The organism is Bradyrhizobium sp. SYSU BS000235, from assembly GCF_049747295.1.
Taxonomy (GTDB): domain Bacteria; phylum Pseudomonadota; class Alphaproteobacteria; order Rhizobiales; family Xanthobacteraceae; genus Afipia.
Map to the genome: position 1 here is coordinate 2,301,437 of NZ_JBMHJM010000001.1, position 21,452 is coordinate 2,322,888.

The following is a 21,452-nucleotide window of genomic DNA, read 5'->3' on the forward strand; positions in this document are numbered from 1 at the left end:
ATGAATTTTCATAGAGTCCTGCGCCGAATTAAGGCAGCCTCGGATGAGGAGCGGAGCCATAGGGTCATCCACTCCTCGCGTCTTTGTGCGTCAATTTGCAACGAATCGGGACTTGATCTGTTTGCCAGTCACGGGACACTAGCCCTCCGCCGCCATCCGCGACGGGTCCTTGCCGCATCGACCATCGAACGGCCCCAATAAAACACCAGTCAGGCTCCATGAAAAAGCTCCTCTGCGCCTCCGCTAGCCCTGCTCTCGCCCTGCTCCTGCTTTTGGCACCGGCTGCAGCCGCCGATGCGGTTTTCCCGCCCGGCGCGCGGGTCGGAATGGTGCCGGCAGATGGCCTGACTGTTGCCAAAGAGTTCTTGGGTTTCGAGACCGAAGACAAGAAAGTCAAAGTCGGTATTGCGGAGATACCGTCTGCAGCTTTCACCGCCGTCGCGACGGCCGTGAAGGAGGGCAAAACACCTCCCACAGGGCCCAAGCCTGAAAAATTCGAAACCGCGGCGGGATCGGCCTACATCACCACCGACACCGGCAAAGACGGTACAACCAATATCCAATCATATTCGCTTATCATCCCAGGCACCGATCTGTTCTCGGGCTATGTCATTGCCCAAGTCCGCGGTGACGCTGCAAAGCCCGTCTCCGACGAAGCGATGCGCAAGATGCTGGCGTCAGCCACCATCCGCAAAGAGGTCCCTGTCGCCGAACAGCTCGGCCTGCTGCCGTTCAAAGTCAGCGAGCTCAGCAACTTCAAAACGGTCCGCACCCTCACACCGCGTTCGACCGTTTTGCTGACGGACGGAACCGAAGAAACGACCCTCGACGGCGCGCCCTACATGGTGATCGGTGTCGTGACAGGAACTCCGGCCCAGCCGGAGGATCGCGGGCGCTTCGCGCAGCAGGCTGCCGCGACGATTCCGGGCCTGCGTGATGCACGCATCACCTCGAACGAGCCTCTCCGGATCGAAGGCACGCCCGGCTTCGAGACCCGAATCGATGCCGTGACCGGCAAGAACGACACTCCGGTCACGGTTGTTCAGTGGCTGCGATTTGGCAGCGGTTCGGCGTTGCGGATCATCGCTAGCGCGACGCGCGAGGATTGGCCAAAAGCATTCCCGCGATTCCGCGCGGTGCGCGACGGCATCGATCCGCGTTGAGCCTTAGCTCTTAGGTCTTCGGCCCACCTTTGGCGACACCCACCAGAGCGGGCCGAAGCACGCGCTCGCCGATCATGTAGCCGGCCTGCACGACCTGCAGGACGGTCCCTGCCGGCACCGACGCATCTGGGATTTCGAACATCGCCTGCTGAAAATTGGGATCGAATTTCTGACCCAGTGGCTCAAGCTTCTGCACGCCGTTTTTCTCCAGCGTGTTGTGAAGCGAACGCTCGGTCAGTTCGACCCCTTCAATCAGCGCTTTAAGGCCAGCTTCCGCAGCTTCCTTCGCTTCGGCGGGAACAGCATCGAGTGCGCGCTGCAGGTTGTCGGCAATATCCAGCACCTCGCGGGCGAACGATGAAATGCCGTAGGTCTTGGCGTTGGAGATTTCACGCTGGGTCTGCCTGCGCAGATTCTCCATCTCGGCAAGCGTGCGCAGCATCTTGTCCCGCGCATCTGCCGCTTCCTTTGCCAGAGCCTCTACAGACCCCTCTTCGGGATCGTCAGGCATGACATAAGGCTTTGAGACCACAGGCTCCTTGTCGGTCACGGAGCCGTTCGCGCTCTCTTGCGCGATATTCTCCGACTGTTCCTTGCGCCCACTGGTTCCGGCCATCACTCACCCTTTTTAGAAAATCGTCATCGATCATGCGGGAATTCCCCGCCGCATATCGTGGTTTAGGCACGAAAAATCAAGCGGTTCGATTATTTCCCGATCAACTGGCTGACGATGCGCGCTGCATAATCAACCATAGGGATCACGCGTGCATAATTCAGCCTGGTGGGGCCAATGACGCCCAATACGCCCACAATCTGACCGGCAGCGTCCCGATAGGGTGCGATGACCGTGGATGAGCCGGACAAAGAGAACAGTTTGTTTTCAGAACCGATGAAAATGCGCACGCCGTCGGCACGCTCGGCACGGCCCAACAGGTCGATGACGCCCTTCTTGGCTTCGAGGTCATCGAACAACAGCCGAACACGCTCGAGATCTTCCATCGCGTGAAGATCCTCCAGCAGATTGGCGTGCCCTCGCACGATCAATTGCCGCTCGTCGCCGCCTCCACCGGACCAGCTTGCGATTCCCGCGGCGATCACCTTCTGCGTGAGCTGATCGAGTTCATTGCGGCTCTGGGTCATTGCCGCTTCAAGCTCGACACGCGCTTCCGCCAAAGTCCGCCCGCGAATTCGCGCATTGAGGAAATTCGAGGCTTCCGTCAACGCCGATGTCGGCACTCCCGGTTGCAACTGCAGCACCCGGTTTTCGACCTGACCATCCTCTGCAACGAGAACCACCAACGCCTGCTCGGGCTCCAACCGGACGAACTCGATATGTTTCAGGCGCACGTTGGATTTCGCGGTCAGCACCACCGCCGCGGCGCGCGTCAGACCTGACAACCGCGTGAGGGCCTCACTCAACGCGGCTTCAACAGACTGTGCCGCGCCGACCGATTTCAGCTGTGCTTCAATCGATTGCCGCTCGGGCTCCGTGAGATCGCCGAGTTGCATTAGCGCGTCGACAAAAAAGCGCAGTCCCAGTTCCGTGGGCAATCGCCCTGCGGATGTGTGTGGCGCGTAGATCAACCCCAACTGCTCGAGATCCGACATCACGTTGCGCACGGAAGCGGGCGACAACGGCATCGAAATCAGACGCGAAATATTACGCGAACCCACCGGCTCCCCGGTCGCCAGATAATTTTCGACGATTTGACGAAAAATATCTCGAGACCGTTCGTTGAGTTGCGCCAAAGCGGAGCTCGGCGTGATCAACTGACCTATCGGATCGTGGTGGGCCAAATCGGGCTCCAAGAGAATTGATTACCCTCCAATTTGTCCATCACGCGCCGCGATGACAAGCGGCTTTCTCGGCTTCGCCCTTGTCTCCGCCCTTGCCGCTGCCGCCTCCGCCCCCTAAAAGCACCGCCTGAACTGTTTTTCCTGAATTCCGGAGGTTTTCACATGCGGCCAAGCCGTCGCGCGCCCGATGAACTGCGTCCCGTCACGTTGGAACGCGGGGTGGTCAAATACGCCGAGGGTTCCTGCATGGTGAAATTCGGCGACACACATGTGCTGGTGACGGCCACGCTTGAGGAACGCCTGCCACCGTGGCTGAAGGGCCAAGGCCGCGGCTGGGTCACCGCGGAATACGGCATGTTGCCGCGCGCAACCCACGAGCGCATGCGCCGTGAATCGGCGGCAGGCAAGCAGAGTGGCCGCACCGTTGAGATCCAGCGTCTCATCGGCCGCTCGCTTCGCACCACGGTCGATCTGGTCGCACTCGGTGAACGGCAAATCACGGTCGATTGCGACGTCATCCAGGCCGATGGCGGCACCCGCACCGCGTCCATCACTGGTGCGTGGGTTGCACTTGCGGACTGCCTGAATTGGATGAAGGCGCGCAACATGGTGAAGGGCAACGTGCTGCGCGACAACGTGGCCGCGATTTCCTGCGGCATCTACAACGGCACGCCGGTGCTTGACCTCGATTACGCCGAGGATTCGGAGGCAGAAACCGACGCCAACTTCGTCATGACCGGCGACGGCCGTATCGTCGAGGTGCAAGGCACAGCGGAGAAAACGCCGTTCACGCAAGACGAATTTCTGAATCTGATGGCGCTGGCGCAAAAGGGCATTGCGCGTCTGGTGGATTTGCAAAAGATGGCGGTTGCATAATCTGACGCACCCGCAAGACTAGTGGTCCGATTCTAACATTTGCATCATGTTTCCGCGGATACCGTTGCAAATGTTAGAATCAAAGGACCACTCGAAAATATATAATTCCAGTGGAGCTTTGGATTTGACATTCGCTTCCAGAACTCGCGGCTACGTAAGGTGCGAATGTCAAATCCGCTCCACTAGTACGGATAAGTCGCTTCCATGAGAGATCACCGTAAAATCACCGGCCGTCTCGTGATCGCAACCCATAACTCCGGCAAACTCGCCGAGATGCGGGAATTGCTGGCGCCGTATGGCGTGGAAGCCGTGTCGGCGGCAGAGCTTGGCCTCGGCGAACCGGAAGAGACCGGCACGACATTTCAGGCCAATGCGCGCATCAAGGCCGTGGCTGCGGCAAACGCCACGCGGCTTCCGGCTTTTGCCGATGATTCCGGACTTGCCGTTGACGCGCTCGACGGGCAACCCGGCATCTACTCGGCACGTTGGGCCGGCGAGACCAAGGATTTTCTCGCCGCGATGACGAAGATCGAACGTCTGCTCCAGGAGCGTGGCGCCAAAGATCCGGCGCAGCGCAAGGCGCATTTCGTGTCAGCCCTGTGCGTGGCCTGGCCGGACGGCCACATCGAGGAAGTGGAAGCCCACGTCAACGGAAGCCTGGTATGGCCGCCGCGCGGCACAGCGGGTTTCGGATACGATCCGGCATTTCTTCCCAATGGCCATGGGCGTACCTTCGGCGAGATGACGAGCATCGAGAAACATGGCCTGCCGCCGCTTGGTCTTGGCCTGTCCCACCGGGCCAAGGCCTTCGTGCAACTGGCGGAGATGTGCCTTGACCCGCAGTGACGCACAGTCCGCCTTCGGCGTTTATGTGCACTGGCCGTTTTGCCTGTCAAAATGCCCGTACTGCGACTTCAACAGCCATGTCCGCCACGCGCCGATCGACGAAGTGCGCTTCGCAAAAGCTTTCGACCGTGAAATCGCAACCACGGCGGCGCGCGTCCCCGGCCGTGAGGTGACATCGATCTTTCTGGGCGGCGGCACGCCGTCTCTGATGCAACCGCAGACCGTCGGTGCGATCCTCGATTCGATCGCCAAACACTGGACGGTCGCGGGCGATGTCGAAGTCACGCTGGAAGCTAACCCGACCAGCGTCGAAGCCACACGGTTTCGCGGTTATCGCACCGCGGGCGTCAACCGTGTCTCGCTCGGCGTACAGGCGCTCGACGATGCATCGCTGAAAGCCCTGGGGCGGCTGCACACCGCACGCGAAGCGCTCGACGCCGTTGCCATCGCGCGCGGCGCATTCGATCGCTATTCATTCGATCTGATCTATGCGCGGCCCGATCAAACGCCGCAGATGTGGCGCGACGAGCTGATGCTCGCAATCTCGGAAGCCGCCGAACATCTCTCGCTGTATCAGCTGACCATCGAACCGGAGACGCCGTTCTTCGGATTGCATGCCGCGGGCAAGCTTAAAATTCCCGACGAAGCTGTCGCACGCGCGCTTTATGACGTGACGCAGGAGGTCTGCGCACAACAAGGTCTGCCCTCTTACGAGATTTCCAATCACGCGCGGCCGGGAGCGGAGTGCAAGCACAATCTGGTTTACTGGCGCGGACAGGAATACGCCGGCATCGGTCCCGGCGCCCATGGCCGGCTCGATATCGACGGCGTGCGTCACGCCATCTCCACCGACAAGCGCCCCGAGGCATGGCTGATGCGCGTCGAGGAGCAAGGTCACGGCGTGATGGTTGATGAACTCCTCAACAGCGAAGAACGTGCCGACGAATATCTGCTGATGGGTTTGCGCCTTGCTGAAGGCATCGATCCGCAACGTTACAAGGCGCTGTCCGGTCGAACACTCGATCCGCGCCGGATCGCGATTCTGAAAGACGAAGGCGCCATCACCGTCGATCCTGACGGGCGTGTGCGCGTGACGATGCAGGGATTTCCGGTGCTTGATGCCGTAGTGGCTGATCTCGCTGCCTGAAACTAGGCGCCGAAGCTCTTTGGTGATGCCACCACCGCCTGCCCGCCACCGGCTGCTGCTCGCATCACCGCAAGACCCCGTTCGTTGGTGCCGTCACTACGGAAACGAAACAGTCCATCGATGCCCGCAAAGCCCGATGGATTGGTCAACACCTCCGATGAGAACCGCTGTCCGCCCTGGGTGCGGGCCAGTGCAGCGACGAGCGCGACCGAATCATACGCCAGCGTCGCCGTCCGCACCGGGTCCTGACCGTATTTGGTGCGGTAGCGGCCGGAGAAACTTCGGAAGCCTGCAGGATCAGGCGCAGCGTAGAAACCGCCTTGCAGATTGGCATTGCCGAACACCCGCGGATTGTCCCACAGCCCTGTACCGAGCAACTGCAGGCGCTTGAGATTGGCGCCGCTTGCGGCCAGTGCATCCGCGACACCGACCAGAACATCGCCATCATCAGCCAGCAGCAACGCATCGGCACTTGCGAGACCTTGCGCGACAGTCGCCGCAGTGCTCTGGATTTGGGCGCCCGGGCTGTATTTCTCGAATGCGACGATACGGCCGCCCTTGCGCGCCACGGCCTGCTTGAACGCGGCTTCGACCACGTTCCCGTAAGCATTCGCCGGGAGGAAAGCCGCAAACGATCGTTTACCGGTTCCGGCGGAGTATTCAACGATGCGGTTGACGTCCGATTCCGGCAGAAAGCTGAGGAGATAGACACCGCGTCCGGCGACGCTTGAATCAGTCGAGAACGCAATCATCGGCACGCCACGGGTGCGCGCAAGCTGTGCCGCAGCCGGGACCGACAACGCGAACAGAGGGCCGAGGATGATCTCAGCGCCTTCATCAAGCGCCTGCTGCGCGCCCTGCTGAGCCCCTTGGGCAGTGCCCGCGTCATCTTTCACCAGAAGCTGGATGTTCGGATTCTGGAATTCGGCCAGTGCCAGTTCAGCCGCGTTGCGCATGGACTGCGCGGCAACCCCGGCGTTGCCGGATGCAGACAACGGCAACAGCAATCCGACTTTCACATTCCCGCTGCCGAGCGCCGACGGCTGCTGTGGCGGACCCGCCGGGGCGGTCGGCGGCTGCTCCGAGCTGGAGAAAGGCGAGGAGAACGATGACGAAAGGCTCGAGCACCCGGCGATAAGAGGCGCCCCCAGAATCAGACCAACAGCCGAGCGGCGCGTGGCGCCGAAGCGTCGGGATTTCGGGGTAGTTGGAACGGCCATTTCGTCTCTTTCAGTGGATCCGCTTCCGGACCGGACGGGCTATCGCCCACGGTCTGGAAGAAGATTCAGGCATATTCTCGGCTATAAGTTAAGCAAAACAAAAGCTTTATGGCGGCGATCGCGAACAGGCTGACTAATATCCCTCACCGGACGGGACGCCGCCGTTCTTCGACGCTAGATTGACCGCATGCGCGCCAAAAGCATTTCCGACCCATCTCCCGATCAAGACCCCGAAGGTTCCAACCGTTCTTTCGCCGTCAGTGGTCACCTGCTGAACGCGCCCAAGAGCGCCCCAGGACTTTATCTCGTAGCGACCCCGATCGGCAATCTCGGCGATATTACCCTGCGTGCCCTCGAAACACTCGCCGCCGTGGATATCGTTGCATGCGAAGATACGCGCATCACCCGGCGGCTGCTCGATCGCTTCAGCATCAAAACCACGCTCTGGTCCTATCATGAGCATAACGCAGCACAGGCTCGTCCCAAAATACTGGAACGGCTTGCGCAGGGCGCCTCCATTGCCTTGGTGTCAGATGCCGGCACGCCTTTGATCTCGGATCCGGGATTCAAACTCGTGCGCGAGGTCTCCGCGGCAGGTCTTGCCGTCACCGCGTTACCGGGACCATCGTCTGTCTTAACGGCGCTGACGGTCGCAGCCCTGCCAACGGACCGTTTCTTTTTCGAAGGCTTCCTGCCGTCGAAACAAATGGCTCGCCGGAACCGGCTTGCCGAGCTTGCACGCATCGACGCAACGCTTGTGGTGTTCGAATCCGGCTCTCGCGTGCAGGAAACATTGCACGATCTGCGAGATGCGATGGGAGAGCGCGAAGCTGCGATTTGCCGCGAGCTGACGAAACTGCATGAGGAGGTGCGTCGCGCGACAATCGCCGAGCTGGCGTCAGAAGCGGATGCACTTGAGACGCGCGGAGAATTTGTCCTGGTGGTGGGTCCACCCGCCGCCGATGCCGGCATCATGGACGACGCAGCTCTCGACGAGATCCTGCGTTCCTCGCTGGCAAACGGCAGTGTGAAGGACGCGGTGGCTCATGCCGTCGAAGTGTCAGGACGACCGCGTCGCGAAGTCTATGCCCGGGCTCTTGCGCTCACCAAGAGTAGTTCTCCGCGAGGACACGATGACGGAGAATAGCGACGACCCACGGATCAGGCCGGGCGCGAAGCTGAGAAGCGCGGGCGCGAAAACTCCCTCACCTGCACGTGTCGCGGCGTTCCAGACCGGCCTTTCCGCGGAGAGCCGCGCCTGCGCCTATCTGATCGCGAAGGGGTATCGTATCCTGGCGCGACGTTACCGCACGCCTTATGGCGAAATCGATGTCGTGGCGCGGCGCCGTAACCTGTTGGCGTTTATCGAGGTCAAGGCCCGCGCCACGCTCGACGACGCAGCCTATTCGGTCACGCCCCACCAACAGCAACGCATTGTCGCCGCGGCCCAAGCGTGGCTGATGACACAACCGGATTATGCAAATTTCGACATGCGCTTCGATGTTGTGCTGATTGCGCCAAAACACTTGCCGCGCCATCTGATGGCAGCCTTCGATGCCAGTGTGGCGTTCTGAAGTCCGCATCATTCGTGCGGCAAGTCCGGAATGCGGACTTCAGAACCAAAGCCACACTAGAACAATAACTTGCTAGGGTCCTTCGATTCCAAAGTTCGCAGACGAACGAGCCGCGCAATGATGCGAACTTCGGAATCGGGACACTAGCGCCTGAGCGGCAGGGTTGCGTTCAAATCCTCTAGCGCTGACACCTGAAATCGCCCAGATTGCCGCCCCTGACTTCTACCTCTGACTTCCACAGCCGGATCAAAAGAATGAAATTGAAAGTCGCCGTCCAGATGGACCCGATTGCGCGGATCAACATTCGCGGTGATTCCACGTTTGCCTTGCTGCTCGAGGCGCAGAAGCGCGGCCACGCAATTTCGTACTACACGCCGGAACAACTTTCATTGAGCGGCCAGGACGTCGTTGCCACAGTCCAGCCGTTGACCGTGCGCGACCAGGACGGCGATCATTTCACGCTGGGCGAAGCACAGCGCGTCAACCTCGAGTCCTTCGATGTGGTTTTGCTGCGGCAGGATCCGCCGTTTGATCTTGCCTACATCACCACCACGCACTTCCTTGAGCGCATCCATCCGAAAACGCTGGTGGTGAACAATCCGGCCAGCGTGCGCAATGCGCCAGAAAAGATCTTCGTAATGCAGTTCGCGGATCTGATGCCGCCAACGCTGATCTCGCGCGATAAGAACGAAATCAACGCATTCCGCGCCGAGCATGGCGATGTCGTGATGAAGCCACTCTATGGCCACGGCGGCGCTGCGGTATTTCGCATCACGCCAAACGATATGAACTTCGGCTCGCTTTACGACATGTTCTCGGTGACATTCCGCGAACCCTGGGTCATTCAGCGTTTTCTTCCTGAAGTGAAAAACGGCGACAAACGCATCCTTCTGGTAGATGGAGAATTCGCAGGCGCGGTCAATCGTGTCCCTGCCGTTGATGATCTGCGCTCCAACATGGTGCGCGGCGGCGCTGCCAAAGCCACCGAGCTCTCACCGCGTGAGCAGGAGATTTGCGCGCGGCTTGGACCGGCGCTGCGTGAGCATGGACTGCTTTTCGTCGGCATTGACGTGATCGATGGTTACCTGACCGAGATCAATGTGACCTCTCCGACGGGCATCCGCGCGGTCGCTCGTCTCGGCGGTCCTGATGTCGCAGCACAGATCTGGGACGTCATTGCTGCCAAGCGTGCGTAATTCCCGCCTTTAGCAACGACGCTTAATCAATTGCTGACCACCTTGTGCCAATTTGTTTGACGGCCTGAATACTGCGCTCTGAACTGACCGCAGTATCATCGGAGCGGCACACTTATGGCGATCGAGGTTTTCAATGGCTCATCGATTCCGCGCGAGCTGACAACAGCTCCGATGGAATTCCTGTGGGCGAAGTGGAAAACCCTCAACGACACCAATAGCTTGACGTTGCAGCGCCTGACCGAGGAATGCAGCTACCAGCTGCGCGCGAATTCCACGCATCTGCTGAGCGTGGGTGATGACTTTGCCTACATCTATGTGGGAGAGGCGCTTCAGGCGGCCTACAGCGAAAGCGTTCCGGGCACACTGCTCTCGGACAATCCCAGTCCACTCAAACGCGAGTTTGCTGAAGTTTACCGGCAGGTCGCCAAACGGCTGACCCCCGCCTTTATTCGCTTCACCGGGACCCGGTCCGAGAACGGCGAACTCTGGCAACGGCTTGTCCTGCCGATTCCGCTCGCGGGCGGCGCCGTGATGCTGATGATGTATTCTGAGCTCATCAATCATCAGATGGAGGTCTACGAGCATCTCTTTCGCACAGCTTCCGATGCCATGGTCGTCGCCTGTCCGATCACGAACGACGCTGGTCACACCATCGACGGCTGGATCGTCATGATGAATGATCGCGCCCGGCATCTGCTGAGATTCGAAGGCAGCATCGGCAACCTGCGTCTCACCGAGCTTCCGCAATTCGCAGACATCGATCTCTGGGACCGGCTGCACGCGCCGAAATCGGCCGCGACCTCGGCCATCACAACGGCCGAGTTCGATCTCGATATCATGCGGTTTTCGCACGTGTTTGGGCTTCGCATTCGCCCGAAAACCGGACTCAAGACGGAAATGGTCAAAGACGACACCGTCACGCTGGTGCCGGGCGATGACGCCGCCGGCACACGGGTATCTTCCTAGCGCCGAGCCTCGCTCGCCGCCGCGCACCCATTTGTTCTCTGAATGTTCTTGGCATCGGGTTGAACCTTTGCTATGGTTTCGCGCAGCGCGCGAGGGGACCATGGTTCAGCACGTTTCCACGGTGGCGTTTGAAGGCATCGAAGCCCGCGCGGTGGACGTGCAGGTCCAGGTCGCGCCGGGACTCCCCGCCTTCTCGATCGTTGGTCTTCCCGATAAGGCGGTGTCTGAAGCCCGTGAACGGGTCCGTTCCGCCCTGATTGCATCCGGCCTCGCCCTTCCCGCGCGGCGCATCACCGTGAACCTCGCCCCTGCCGACTTGCCCAAGGAAGGCAGTCACTACGATCTCCCAATCGCACTGGGATTGATGGCCGCGATCGGTGCCGTTCCGCCGGACGCCCTGTCGAATTTTACCGTGCTTGGCGAACTCGGGCTGGATGGCTCGATCGCGCCGGTTGCGGGCGTGTTGCCCGCCGCCATCGGTGCCAATGCGCGAGACGAAGGGTTGATCTGTCCCGCAGCCTGCGGCCCAGAGGCGGCATGGGCCAGCCCCGATCTGCAAATTGTCGCCGCGTCGTCGCTGATCCAGCTCGCCAACCACTTCAAAGGCACGCAAGTTCTTTCACGTCCCCAACCGAAAGTCGCAGAGCCACAAACCAGTTTGCTCGACCTTCGCGACATCAAGGGGCAGGAAAGCGCCAAACGCGCGCTCGAAATCGCAGCAGCCGGAGGCCATCACCTCTTGATGGTCGGCTCGCCGGGATCGGGCAAATCCATGCTGGCGGCACGGCTGCCATCGATCCTGCCGCCGCTGTCGCCGTCTGAACTGCTGGAAGTCTCCATGATCGCCTCGGTGGCAGGCGAGCTTGAAGGTGGCGCGTTGACCGCGCACCGTCCGTTCCGGGCGCCGCATCATTCCGCGAGCATGGCCGCGCTCACCGGCGGCGGCATGCGCGCCAAGCCGGGCGAGATTTCCCTCGCGCATCAGGGCGTTCTCTTTCTCGACGAGTTGCCGGAGTTCGACGTGCGGGTGCTGGATTCGCTGCGGCAGCCACTGGAAAACGGCGAAGTCGCAGTCTCACGCGCCAATCATCGCGTGACCTATCCCGCGCGCTTCATGCTGGTGGCGGCGATGAATCCGTGCCGCTGCGGCAGTGCTTACGAGCCGGGTTATTCCTGCAAGCGCGGGAAGCTCGATCGCTGTAGTGCCGATTACCAAGGACGGATTTCTGGTCCGCTGATGGATCGTATTGATCTGCGCATCGAAGTGCCGGCCGTCACCGCAAGCGATCTCATCCTGCCGCCGCCGTCGGAGGGCTCCGCTGAAGTTGCAGCGCGCGTTGCTGCGGCCCGCGCTGTCCAATTGGACCGGTATGCCGGCTTGGGGTTGCCTCATATCCGCACCAACGCCGCGGCGCCTGCCGCTGTACTGGAGGACATCGCCAAGCCGGACGCTCAAGGCCAGAAGTTGTTGCGTGACGCCGCCGAGACCATGCGCCTTTCAGCACGCGGCTATCATCGCGTCCTGCGCGTCGCCCGCACGCTGGCGGATCTGGACGGCACGGAAACGATCGGACGGCTGCACCTTGCCGAGGCACTGTCCTATCGCGCGCTGGCGGAAGACATCCGGCGCGCCGCGTGATGCTCGTCGGTTCAACGATCGACGACCTGGAAACTGCGCGCCCATAGGCGTCGTTCAATCTCGCCGCAGCACCCTCCTTTCGCGCGTAGATGACATTTGACGCGCCGCGTTGCCAAAATCGGCCGCATGAGAACGCTCTGGTAACGATCTCTCTTTACACTTCAGGAACCATAAGCGCGGGTCGCCGGGCTTCGGTTTATTGTTCCTGTGAGTAGCGTCCATGTTGCGTGTCAAGATTCTGGCATCATCCCTGCCATTGATCCTCGTTGGCTTCGTTGCGGGCGGCGAACTGCTCCCGAGCAACCAGCCCTGCATTTCTGTCGGAAGCACCTCGCTCCAGATGGCGACGGCACCCTGGCAAAGTCAGCTTCATGTCAGCTTCACTGACGATCCCGCCGCAGCGACGGTCCGAGTTCAGCTCGTCGAACGCGCAGATATCGCCGATTTTGTCGTGGTTGATGACATGAGCACCCCGGACGCCGACAGCTGCGCAATCAATCGGGACACACGATTCATCAGCATCGGTGCCCATGCCTCAATGTCGGAGCCGATCATTTATCTGTCAAAAGACGACGGGGCGGATTACCGGATTTTCGTTCAATCGCGGACTTTTACGGCACGCGAGGCGGCAGCCCTCCTCGTCAGCGCCAGACATGCTGCGCCGGTCCAAAAGACAGCATCACTTTGAGGCAGGCCGCAACTTAACGGCTCGTCAACCACGTTGCCATCGGCGAGATCCGGCGCAAGCACTTCGCAACATCCCCCACGCACTCTTCCGGGACTTCATGCGCATGATTCAACTGCGGGACGGCAACCGATGCGAGGTTTGAGAATCAAAGCGCGGCTCCGCCGGTTTGCGCGCGTCCATCCGAGACTTCGCTTTGCCATCCGCGCGGTCATGCTCCTCATGGCGGCGTTTGGCGGCGCCTATGGATTTATCTCCGGCAGCCGGCAGGAAGTATCCGGATACGATCCTCAGGCATTCGCCGTGGGCGCAAGCTTTCTGTTCGCTCTCGCGTGCCTCGGCCTTGCAGTCCAGAGCATGCGGTTTCGCTGGATGCGAAAGAAAGTCCGCAAGATCGAGCTGCAATACGAAGCGCTTGTGGATCGCAATTGGGAGCTCAAGGAAGCCGAAGAACGCGCGCGCTTCCTGTTCGAATCCCAAAGCGACTTGATTGTTTTGCGCGATAGCACCGGCCGCATCACGTCGGTCAACGACGCCTATTCCGCGCTCGCACAGAAATCTCGCGAAGCGCTGATCGGAACATCGTTCACGCTGCCGGTTCTTGAACAGGGAGATGCCGCCGTCGAAGCGAACGGCGTCCAGGTTCATGATCAGAAAATCGACACCGCCTGGGGTCCCCGCTGGATCGCATGGCGCGAAGGCCTCGTCCGCAGCGATGCCAACCGCACAGCCGACCTGCAGTGCGTCGGCCGCGACGTCACGGATCGCGCGGAAACCGAACGCGCTCTGGCGGATGCCCGCGACCTTGCCAACTCCGCCAACCGCGCGAAGTCGCGTTTCCTGGCGATGGCCTCGCACGAAATCCGCACGCCGCTGAACGGCATCATCGGCATGAGCGGTCTGTTGCTCGATACGTCGCTCACGCCTGAGCAGACGACCTATGTCAAAGCCGTCAAGACCTCGGGCGATGCGCTGCTGGCACTGATCGAAGAATTGCTGGACTTCTCGAAAATCGAAGCCGGCAAGATCGACATCGAACATCGGCCCTTTGCTCTCGCCACCTTGGTCGAAGATATCACCGAATTGCTCGCCCCTCGCGCACAGGCACGGAATCTCGAAATCGCCGCCTATGTCGACGAACGATTGCCATCGAAAGTTATCGGCGATGCCGCCCGCCTGCGGCAGGTGCTGCTCAATCTTGCCGGCAATGCCATCAAGTTCACGACCACCGGCGGCGTGGCGCTGATCGTCGAGCCTGGCATCTGGCCCGGTGAAGTGAGCTTCCTGGTGCGCGACACCGGTATCGGCATCGCGCCGGACGCGCAGGAGCGAATCTTCCAGGAGTTCGAGCAGGTCTCGCCGCGAAACTACAGCGGGACAGGTCTCGGATTGAGTATCAGTGAACGCCTCGTCAAGCGGATGGGCGGCCGCATCACGCTTGAAAGCACTGAGGGCGCCGGTGCGACATTCGAATTTTCGATCCCGCTTAGCGCCGATCCTGAGAGCGAGGTGACGCCGACCTTCATAGCTCCCGACCTGACCGACAAGGCGATCATGCTGGTGGCAACGCAAACCATCGAGGCGTCACTGATCGCCCGGCGGCTGGAGCGTTGGGGTGCACAGACATGCATCGTCTCCGACCCTTTCATTGCCCAGGTTTTGCTGCCCGAACGTGCGTGGCATGCGGTGCTGGTCGATCACATGATCGGCGAGGCCGACATGCGGGCGTTTGGCGAGGCTGCACCTTCGCACGCGTCCTATCGTATCGCGATGTTTACGCCTGCCGGCCGGCACGAGATCGCTCCATCAACCATGGCAGCCTTCACCGGCTATCTGGTCAAGCCGTTAAGAACCGCTTCGCTCGCAGCCCGTCTCGCTGCGCCGTCGGCGACGCTCGTACCGGACATCTCGGGCCAGGATGCCGAATGCATTGATGCGCCGACGACCGCCGCAACGTCGCATTCAGAGGCGCTTTCAGTTCTCGTCGCTGAAGACAACGAAATCAACGCACTCCTGATTCGCTCGCTGCTCAAGCGTCTCGGCCATCAATGCACTGTGACGACCGATGGCGAGGAAGCGCTGGAATCCTGGCTTGCGGCAGACTCCGCCGGCACGCCCTACGACGTGGTGCTGATGGACGTGCAGATGCCGAAGCTCGACGGCATCGAGGCAACAAAGCGAATTCGCGCGCGTGAGGCGGGCCGTGGTTCGAGAACGATCATTCTCGCATTGACCGCCAATACCCTGGTGGACGACCGTTACGCGTGCTTCGAAGCCGGCATGGACGGCTTCCTCATCAAGCCGCTCGACCGCGATAAACTCGCCGACGCACTCGCAACGGTCCGCGCGAATGCGATGTCTGGACATAGGCCTTCCGTGACAGTCGTATAACGATAGACGTCATAAATCCGTATCACGTCCGTGTTTATTCATGCCCCATAGACTGCGCTTTCGCGAATCGAATAAGGCGCGCGGTCATGAGGAAGCCCATGCACGGCAACGGACCGGCTGGAACGAAGCCCGGCATCACGAAAACTCCTGAGCGCCCTGCGATTCGAAAGCCGCTAGCCGCAATTCGGCAGCACGCGCTGGTGCAGATGTTCAAACCCGAGAAGGCAAAGTTCGCAGCTAGTGCCGCCGCGACATGGCTCATGCCCGGCCTTCGTGGCGAAGGCATCATCAGTCCATTCCAGACGTTTACACCGGCATCCGCGCCACTTGGCCGGATCGGCCCGCTCGAGGTGCGGCTCGCACAAACCAAGGGCGACGTGAAGCGCGCTCAGAAGCTGCGTTACAAGGTCTTCTACAAGGACGGCACCGCGATCGCCGATGCGGCAACCATGCTCGCGCAGCGCGACAAGGATGCCTTCGACAAGATCTGCGACCACATCCTGGTTGTCGACCATGATGCCAAGCCATCTCTCAGCGGCAAGCAACCGGTGGTCGGCACATATCGTTTGCTGCGGCAGGACGTCGCCGAGCGTCATGGCGGCTTTTACACCGACGACGAATTCGACATCTCCGGTCTGATGGAGCGGCATTCGGGCTTGAAGTTTCTGGAGCTCGGCCGCTCCTGCGTGCTTCCACCCTATCGCACCAAGCGGACTGTAGAGCTGTTGTGGCACGGCGTGTGGAGCTATGTGCGACGGCACAATCTGGACGTGATGATCGGTTGCGCCAGTTTCGAGGGCACCGATCCGGATCGCCTGGCCCTGCCGCTGTCGTTCCTGCACCACTTTGCACGTGCGCCGGAAGCATGGCGCGCCAGCGCGCACCCTTCGCGCCGTGTGGACATGAACCGGATCGCGAAGGACGACGTCGACACCAAGGCTGCGCTGAAGCAGCTTCCGCCTTTGATCAAAGGCTATTTACGAATCGGTGCGTTCGTCGGCGACGGCGCCGTGGTGGACCACGAGTTCGGTACCACGGACGTTCTGATCGTGATGCCGGTGTCGTCCATCAGCGGACGTTATCTCGATCACTTCGGTGTCGACGCCACGCGGCACGCGGCATAATCGCCATCCGGACGTGACGTTGACCGGCGCCGGTTATAGCCGGCGCAGCGAGACGTTTTCGATCACGTGATCGCTGCCCTTTTTCAGGATCAGTGTGGCCCGTGGGCGCGTCGGCAAGATGTTTTCCTGAAGATTGACCAGATTGATTCCGTTCCAGAGCGACAGCGCCTTTTCGGTCGCTTCCTCATCGGACAGCGTCGCGTAGCGATGGAAGTAGGATCGCGGATCAAGGAACGCGGTGTCGCGTAGCGTCAGGAAGCGCTCGACATACCACTCGCGCAAAATGGGCTCTTCGGCATCGATATAAACCGAGAAATCGAAGAAGTCGGACACGAACGGCACGGCTTTGCCATCGCGCGGCAGTCGGCCGGTCTGCAGCACGTTCACGCCCTCGACGATCAGGATGTCCGGCCGGTCAACTTCGGCCCACTGGTTGGGAACGATGTCGTAGGTCAAGTGCGAGTAGATCGGCGCCTGCACCGGCCGCCGCCCCGCTTTGATGTCGGACAGAAAGCCGAGCAGCGCGGGAAGGTCGTAGCTTTCCGGAAAGCCCTTCCGCTGCATCAGCCCTTCCCGTTCCAGCACTTCGTTGGGAAACAGGAAGCCGTCGGTCGTCACCAGGTCGACCTTGGGCTGCGGCGACCAGCGCGCCAACAGCGCCTGCAGCACGCGGGCCGTTGTGGATTTTCCGACAGCGACCGAACCGGCGACGCCGATAATGTAGGGCATCTTGCGGTCCTCGATACCGAGGAAGTGCCGCTGGGCCACAAATAGTCGTTGAGCTGCCGCAACGTAGAAGGACAGCAGGCGAGACAGCGGCAGATAGATCTCCTCCACCTCCGCGATATCGAGGCGATCATGCATCGAATGCATCCGCGCGATTTCCTCGGCGGTGAGAGTCATCGGCATGTCTTCGCGCAGGGTCGCCCACTGTGCCCGTGAGAAAACCCGGTACGGATTGTACTGGATCTGATTTTGCTGCTCGGCTCTCGCATCCATGAGCCAGGTTCCTTTTGACCAGAGCGCGGATCCCTCCGCGCTGCAGGCGATGAAGTTAATCGCGCTTGCGCGCAGCTTTTTCCTCGAGTCCCGACATCTGCGTACGCTGCGCAAGCGCGGCCTCGACTTCAGTCAAAGTGACGCCACGTGCTTTCAGCAGCACCAGCCAATGAAAGATCAGATCGGCGCTTTCGGCGATGAGATGTGCCCGGTCGTTCTCCACGGCGGCAATCACCGTCTCGACCGCCTCCTCACCGAACTTCTTGGCGCAATGCTCAGCGCCTTTATCCAGGAGCTTTCGCGTATACGACGCCTCCCCGCCCGACGCTGCGCGGGTGTCGATGATGGTCGCAAGATCATGGATCGTGAAACTGGTCATGACGCGCTTTCTATCACTTCCACACCTTGGTAGGGAATACAAACTGCTGATCGGACTAGCCTTTTAGGGATCAAGCCGCATCGGCAGTCCGGCCCCGACCATATGGTCCTTGGCTTCGCGAATGCTGAACTCGCCGAAATGAAAAATGGATGCGGCCAGCACGGCCGTCGCGTGGCCTTCCCGGATACCCGCCACGAGATGGTCGAGATTACCGACGCCACCGGAGGCGATGACCGGCACCTTGACGCTGTCGGCGATGATGCGGGTCAGCGGAATATCGAACCCTTGGCGGGTGCCATCGCGATCCATCGATGTCAGCAGGATTTCGCCGGCTCCCAGCGACACCACTTCCTGGGCGTATTCGATCGCATCGATGCCGGTGGCTTTGCGTCCGCCGTGGGTGAAGATTTCCCAGCGGTCCGAACCACCCGGACGCTTGACGCTTTTGGCATCAATAGCCACGACGATGCACTGATCGCCGAACTTCTCAGCGGCTTCCTTGACGAACTCCCGGCGGCTGACAGCCGCGGAATTGATCGAAACCTTGTCGGCTCCGTAGTTCAGGAGCGTGCGAACGTCGTCGACGGTGCGGACACCGCCGCCGACGGTCAGCGGCATGAAACAGGCTTCCGCCGTCCGCCGGACGACATCCAGCATCGTGCCGCGATTTTCATGGGTGGCGTTGATATCGAGAAAGCAAAGCTCGTCGGCTCCCGCCGCATCATAGGCGATTGCCGCTTCGACCGGATCGCCGGCGTCGCGCAGATCGACGAAGTTGATGCCCTTGACGACACGGCCGTCCTTGACGTCGAGGCAGGGGATGACACGAACCTTAAACATGGTGCCGCCCTCTTACGCTGCGGCCCGGGCATTGCGAATCAACGTCAATGCCTCGGTTGGATCGATCCGGCCGTCGTAAAGCGCGCGTCCGGAAATGGCGCCCTCGAGCTTTTTGGCGCGCGGCGTCAGCAAGGCCTTCACATCTTCGATCGAAGCCAGGCCGCCCGACGCAATTACTGGAATCGAAATCGCATCCGCCAAAGCGATGGTCGCATCGAGATTGAGGCCCTTGAGCAACCCGTCGCGCGCGATATCGGTGAAGATAATCGCGGCCACGCCGGCATCCTCGAACTGCCGCGCAATTTCCAACACCGTGACCGTCGATGTTTCCGCCCAGCCTTCAACGGCGACCTTGCCGTCGCGTGCGTCGAGGCCAACCGCGACTCGGCCAGGGAATTTCTTTGCAGCTTCCCTCACCAGCGCAGGATCGCGCACCGCCGCGGTCCCGATGATGACGCGTGAGATGCCTTTGCCGAGCCAGGCTTCCACGGTCGCAAGATCGCGAATGCCGCCGCCGAGCTGCACGGGCATCGTCACCGTTTTCAGCATGGCTTCGACGGCCTGCGCATTCATCGGCTTTCCGGCGAATGCCCCGTCCAGATCGACAACATGCAGGTATTCGAAACCCTGCGTCTCGAACGTTTTTGCCTGCGCGGCGGGATTGAGATTGAAAACGGTGGCGCGCGTCATGTCGCCCTGCTCCAGGCGCACGCACTGGCCGTTCTTGAGATCAATCGCTGGAAAAAGAATCACGGCTTCCACTTGAGAAAGTTCGAGATCAGAGCAAGACCGAAACGCTGGCTCTTCTCAGGGTGAAATTGCGTCCCGATGGCGGTGTCCTTGGCTACGATCGCCGTCAGCGGCCCACCGTAGTCGGCGCGCGCCACGACATCGGCCTCGTTCGTCGCATTCAAATGGTAGGAATGGACGAAATAAGCGTGACGCCCTTTGTCGCCGAGCGGCAGCCGCTCCAGTACCGGATGTTCGCGCAGGAGATTGAGCGTGTTCCAACCCATGTGAGGAATCTTGAGATTTTCCTCACGCGGTGAAATTTTTTCGACGTCGCCCGCGATCCAGTTCAGCCCCGGCGTGGTGACGTATTCCTTGCCTTGGGTCGCCATGAGCTGCATGCCGACACAGATGCCAAAGAACGGCCGCGCCTTATCGCGCACGACTTCGGTCATCGCATCGACCATGCCGTTCAGCGAATCGAGTCCTTTGCGGCAGTCTGCGAATGCGCCAACGCCGGGAAGGACCACGCGATCCGCACGAAACACCACATCGGGGTCGCGCGTGACGACGACTTTTTCAGGATTCTCCATGGCACGCGCGGCGCGCTCGAACGCCTTCGCAGCCGAATGCAAATTGCCTGAACCGTAGTCGATAATCGCAACGCTCACCGTGAGACTCCGGGCTCCGGAAACAATCCGATGACGTCTTGCTGGGATGTCAGAGATGCGTGCGGCATCGGATGCAGTGGTCCATTGCCACGATCATCGCGCGCGGCATGCTCAGCCCAACGGTCGAAAAAGCGCCGTTCGGCCTCTTCCTCGTTTTTGGCGACGACCACGTCCAACTGCCGCCACTTGCGCCGCGACAGCTTCCATCGCCGCAACGATCCCGCCTCGAGACCAATCAACAGCGCAATGATCAGCGCGACGAAAGCGCGCGCGCCGAAGTCGAGGCCGAACGAGCGAAGCACGATGGTCGACGCAATCGAAATGACGACATAGCCGAACAGCGCCAGCCACAGCCGGTGCCAGATCAGCCAGAAAAACGACAAAACGAACGCCCAGAAATAAAAGCCGTCGCGCACGAACACGACCCGGTCGGATGTGGTGCGCACATCAACACCGTAACTTGCCGGTGCGTGAACTGTGTAAACCGCCATAACCTACTCCGAACCTTACTCATGCAGCGATCCGCACCAGATCGTGCTTTTCTCGTCATTTAGAAAGAGACGTCCGCACATGCCCAGCATGCGCTGACAAATCAACCGCCGAGCTGCCCCTTGGTGGAAGGCACCTGGCCCGCAGCCTGCGGATCGATCGCAACCGCAGCACGGAGCGCCCGCGCCAGACCCTTGAAGCAAGATTCCGCAATATGATGGCTGTTGTCGCCGTACAGCGTCTCGACGTGCAGTGTCACGCCGGCATTCATCGCGAACGCGTTGAACCACTCACGGACCAGCTCGGTGTCGAATTCCCCGATCTTGTCGCGTGGAAAGTCCGCCTTGAACACCAGGACCGGCCGTCCGGAAATATCGATCACGACACGCGTCAGCGTCTCGTCCATCGGCATGTGAACACCCGCATAGCGGGTGATGCCGGCCATGGTGCCGAGAGCCTGTTTCACGGCCTGCCCGAGCGCGATCCCGACGTCTTCCGTGGTGTGGTGATAATCGACATGCAAGTCGCCATCGGCCTTCACGGTGATATCGATGCGCGAGTGCCGCGCCAGAAGGTCGAGCATGTGGTCGAAAAAACCAATGCCGGTCGCGACATCGGACACGCCGGTGCCGTCCAGATTGACCGACACCTGGATGTCGGTTTCCTTGGTTTTGCGCTTGATGGTGGCCGTGCGCATGGAAAAATGCTCTCCGGAGCCTGA

Annotated in this window: 22 protein-coding genes; 11 read left to right on the top strand and 11 right to left on the bottom strand. The window is 60.7% G+C overall.

Features of this window, described 5'->3' with window-relative positions; genetic code table 11:
- Window positions 1-218: 218 nt before the first annotated feature.
- Window positions 219-1,163 carry a hypothetical protein gene (locus ACP0KA_RS10725; protein WP_424628775.1) on the top strand — a complete coding sequence of 315 codons (945 nt, stop codon included), beginning with the start codon at window positions 219-221 and terminating at the stop codon, window positions 1,161-1,163.
- A gap of 10 nt (window positions 1,164-1,173) precedes the next feature.
- Here ACP0KA_RS10725 and grpE read toward each other — a convergent pair whose 3' ends face one another.
- On the bottom strand, window positions 1,174-1,779 hold the full coding sequence (gene grpE / locus ACP0KA_RS10730) for a nucleotide exchange factor GrpE (protein WP_424628776.1): 606 nt from the start codon (window positions 1,777-1,779) through the stop codon (window positions 1,174-1,176).
- Between the two features lie 89 nt (window positions 1,780-1,868).
- Complete coding sequence (gene hrcA / locus ACP0KA_RS10735; RefSeq protein WP_424628777.1) at window positions 1,869-2,960, bottom strand: heat-inducible transcriptional repressor HrcA; 1,092 nt, start codon at window positions 2,958-2,960, stop codon at window positions 1,869-1,871.
- Between the two features lie 162 nt (window positions 2,961-3,122).
- Here hrcA and rph point away from each other — a divergent pair, with 162 nt between their 5' ends.
- The 3 genes from rph to hemW all read left to right on the top strand — a co-directional run bounded on the left by rph (window position 3,123) and on the right by hemW (window position 5,829).
- On the top strand, window positions 3,123-3,836 hold the full coding sequence (rph, locus tag ACP0KA_RS10740; protein WP_424628778.1) for a ribonuclease PH: 714 nt from the start codon (window positions 3,123-3,125) through the stop codon (window positions 3,834-3,836).
- Window positions 3,837-4,040: 204 nt separating this feature from the next.
- Window positions 4,041-4,682 carry an RdgB/HAM1 family non-canonical purine NTP pyrophosphatase gene (gene rdgB / locus ACP0KA_RS10745; protein ID WP_424628779.1) on the top strand — a complete coding sequence of 214 codons (642 nt, stop codon included), beginning with the start codon at window positions 4,041-4,043 and terminating at the stop codon, window positions 4,680-4,682.
- The gene (gene hemW / locus ACP0KA_RS10750) at window positions 4,669-5,829 is read left to right on the top strand and encodes a radical SAM family heme chaperone HemW (protein ID WP_424628780.1); all 1,161 of its coding nucleotides are present in this window, start codon (window positions 4,669-4,671) and stop codon (window positions 5,827-5,829) included. Before rdgB ends, hemW begins: the two co-directional genes overlap by 14 nt.
- Window positions 5,830-5,831: 2 nt before the next feature.
- On the opposite strand, the gene ACP0KA_RS10755 is transcribed toward hemW, so the two are convergent.
- Window positions 5,832-7,049, bottom strand: a complete 1,218-nt coding sequence (locus tag ACP0KA_RS10755) for a penicillin-binding protein activator (RefSeq protein WP_424628781.1) — start codon at window positions 7,047-7,049, stop codon at window positions 5,832-5,834.
- 187 nt (window positions 7,050-7,236) lie between these two features.
- Here ACP0KA_RS10755 and rsmI point away from each other — a divergent pair, with 187 nt between their 5' ends.
- The 5 genes from rsmI (at window position 7,237) to ACP0KA_RS10780 (ending at window position 12,424) form a co-directional block, all read left to right on the top strand.
- Window positions 7,237-8,196, top strand: coding sequence for a 16S rRNA (cytidine(1402)-2'-O)-methyltransferase (rsmI, locus tag ACP0KA_RS10760; protein WP_424628782.1), 960 nt, complete (start codon window positions 7,237-7,239; stop codon window positions 8,194-8,196).
- Window positions 8,183-8,623 (top strand): YraN family protein, encoded by a 441-nt coding sequence (locus ACP0KA_RS10765; protein WP_424628783.1) that lies wholly within the window; start codon window positions 8,183-8,185, stop codon window positions 8,621-8,623. Before rsmI ends, ACP0KA_RS10765 begins: the two co-directional genes overlap by 14 nt.
- Before the next feature lie 254 nt (window positions 8,624-8,877).
- Complete coding sequence (gshB, locus tag ACP0KA_RS10770; RefSeq protein WP_424628784.1) at window positions 8,878-9,819, top strand: glutathione synthase; 942 nt, start codon at window positions 8,878-8,880, stop codon at window positions 9,817-9,819.
- Between the two features lie 114 nt (window positions 9,820-9,933).
- Complete coding sequence (locus ACP0KA_RS10775) at window positions 9,934-10,785, top strand: hypothetical protein (protein WP_424628785.1); 852 nt, start codon at window positions 9,934-9,936, stop codon at window positions 10,783-10,785.
- 100 nt (window positions 10,786-10,885) lie between these two features.
- Window positions 10,886-12,424, top strand: coding sequence for a YifB family Mg chelatase-like AAA ATPase (locus tag ACP0KA_RS10780; protein WP_424628786.1), 1,539 nt, complete (start codon window positions 10,886-10,888; stop codon window positions 12,422-12,424).
- Between the two features lie 244 nt (window positions 12,425-12,668).
- Here ACP0KA_RS10780 and ACP0KA_RS10785 read toward each other — a convergent pair whose 3' ends face one another.
- On the bottom strand, window positions 12,669-12,956 hold the full coding sequence (locus ACP0KA_RS10785) for a hypothetical protein (protein WP_424628787.1): 288 nt from the start codon (window positions 12,954-12,956) through the stop codon (window positions 12,669-12,671).
- A 285-nt stretch (window positions 12,957-13,241) separates the two neighbouring features.
- On the opposite strand from ACP0KA_RS10785, the gene ACP0KA_RS10790 reads away from it, so the two are divergent.
- Both ACP0KA_RS10790 and ACP0KA_RS10795 read left to right on the top strand, forming a co-directional pair.
- On the top strand, window positions 13,242-15,500 hold the full coding sequence (locus ACP0KA_RS10790; protein ID WP_424628788.1) for an ATP-binding protein: 2,259 nt from the start codon (window positions 13,242-13,244) through the stop codon (window positions 15,498-15,500).
- A 98-nt stretch (window positions 15,501-15,598) separates the two neighbouring features.
- Window positions 15,599-16,624, top strand: coding sequence for a GNAT family N-acetyltransferase (locus tag ACP0KA_RS10795; RefSeq protein ID WP_424631556.1), 1,026 nt, complete (start codon window positions 15,599-15,601; stop codon window positions 16,622-16,624).
- 33 nt (window positions 16,625-16,657) lie between these two features.
- On the opposite strand, the gene coaA is transcribed toward ACP0KA_RS10795, so the two are convergent.
- The 7 genes from coaA to hisB form a co-directional block, all read right to left on the bottom strand.
- A complete protein-coding gene (coaA, locus tag ACP0KA_RS10800; protein ID WP_424628789.1) occupies window positions 16,658-17,623 on the bottom strand; it encodes a type I pantothenate kinase in 966 nt (321 codons plus the stop codon).
- Window positions 17,624-17,678: 55 nt separating this feature from the next.
- Window positions 17,679-18,002 (bottom strand): phosphoribosyl-ATP diphosphatase, encoded by a 324-nt coding sequence (locus tag ACP0KA_RS10805; protein WP_424628790.1) that lies wholly within the window; start codon window positions 18,000-18,002, stop codon window positions 17,679-17,681.
- A gap of 63 nt (window positions 18,003-18,065) precedes the next feature.
- Window positions 18,066-18,842 carry an imidazole glycerol phosphate synthase subunit HisF gene (hisF, locus tag ACP0KA_RS10810; RefSeq protein ID WP_424628791.1) on the bottom strand — a complete coding sequence of 259 codons (777 nt, stop codon included), beginning with the start codon at window positions 18,840-18,842 and terminating at the stop codon, window positions 18,066-18,068.
- A 12-nt stretch (window positions 18,843-18,854) separates the two neighbouring features.
- Window positions 18,855-19,604, bottom strand: coding sequence for a 1-(5-phosphoribosyl)-5-[(5-phosphoribosylamino)methylideneamino]imidazole-4-carboxamide isomerase (gene hisA / locus ACP0KA_RS10815; protein WP_424628792.1), 750 nt, complete (start codon window positions 19,602-19,604; stop codon window positions 18,855-18,857).
- Entirely contained in the window at window positions 19,592-20,242 is a 651-nt protein-coding gene (gene hisH / locus ACP0KA_RS10820; RefSeq protein ID WP_424628793.1) for an imidazole glycerol phosphate synthase subunit HisH, read from the bottom strand. The genes hisA and hisH overlap by 13 nt, the downstream gene beginning before the upstream one ends.
- Window positions 20,239-20,733 carry a DUF2628 domain-containing protein gene (locus tag ACP0KA_RS10825; RefSeq protein ID WP_424628794.1) on the bottom strand — a complete coding sequence of 165 codons (495 nt, stop codon included), beginning with the start codon at window positions 20,731-20,733 and terminating at the stop codon, window positions 20,239-20,241. The genes hisH and ACP0KA_RS10825 overlap by 4 nt, the downstream gene beginning before the upstream one ends.
- Window positions 20,734-20,834: 101 nt before the next feature.
- On the bottom strand, window positions 20,835-21,428 hold the full coding sequence (gene hisB / locus ACP0KA_RS10830) for an imidazoleglycerol-phosphate dehydratase HisB (RefSeq protein WP_424628795.1): 594 nt from the start codon (window positions 21,426-21,428) through the stop codon (window positions 20,835-20,837).
- Between the last annotated feature and the right edge of the window lie 24 nt (window positions 21,429-21,452).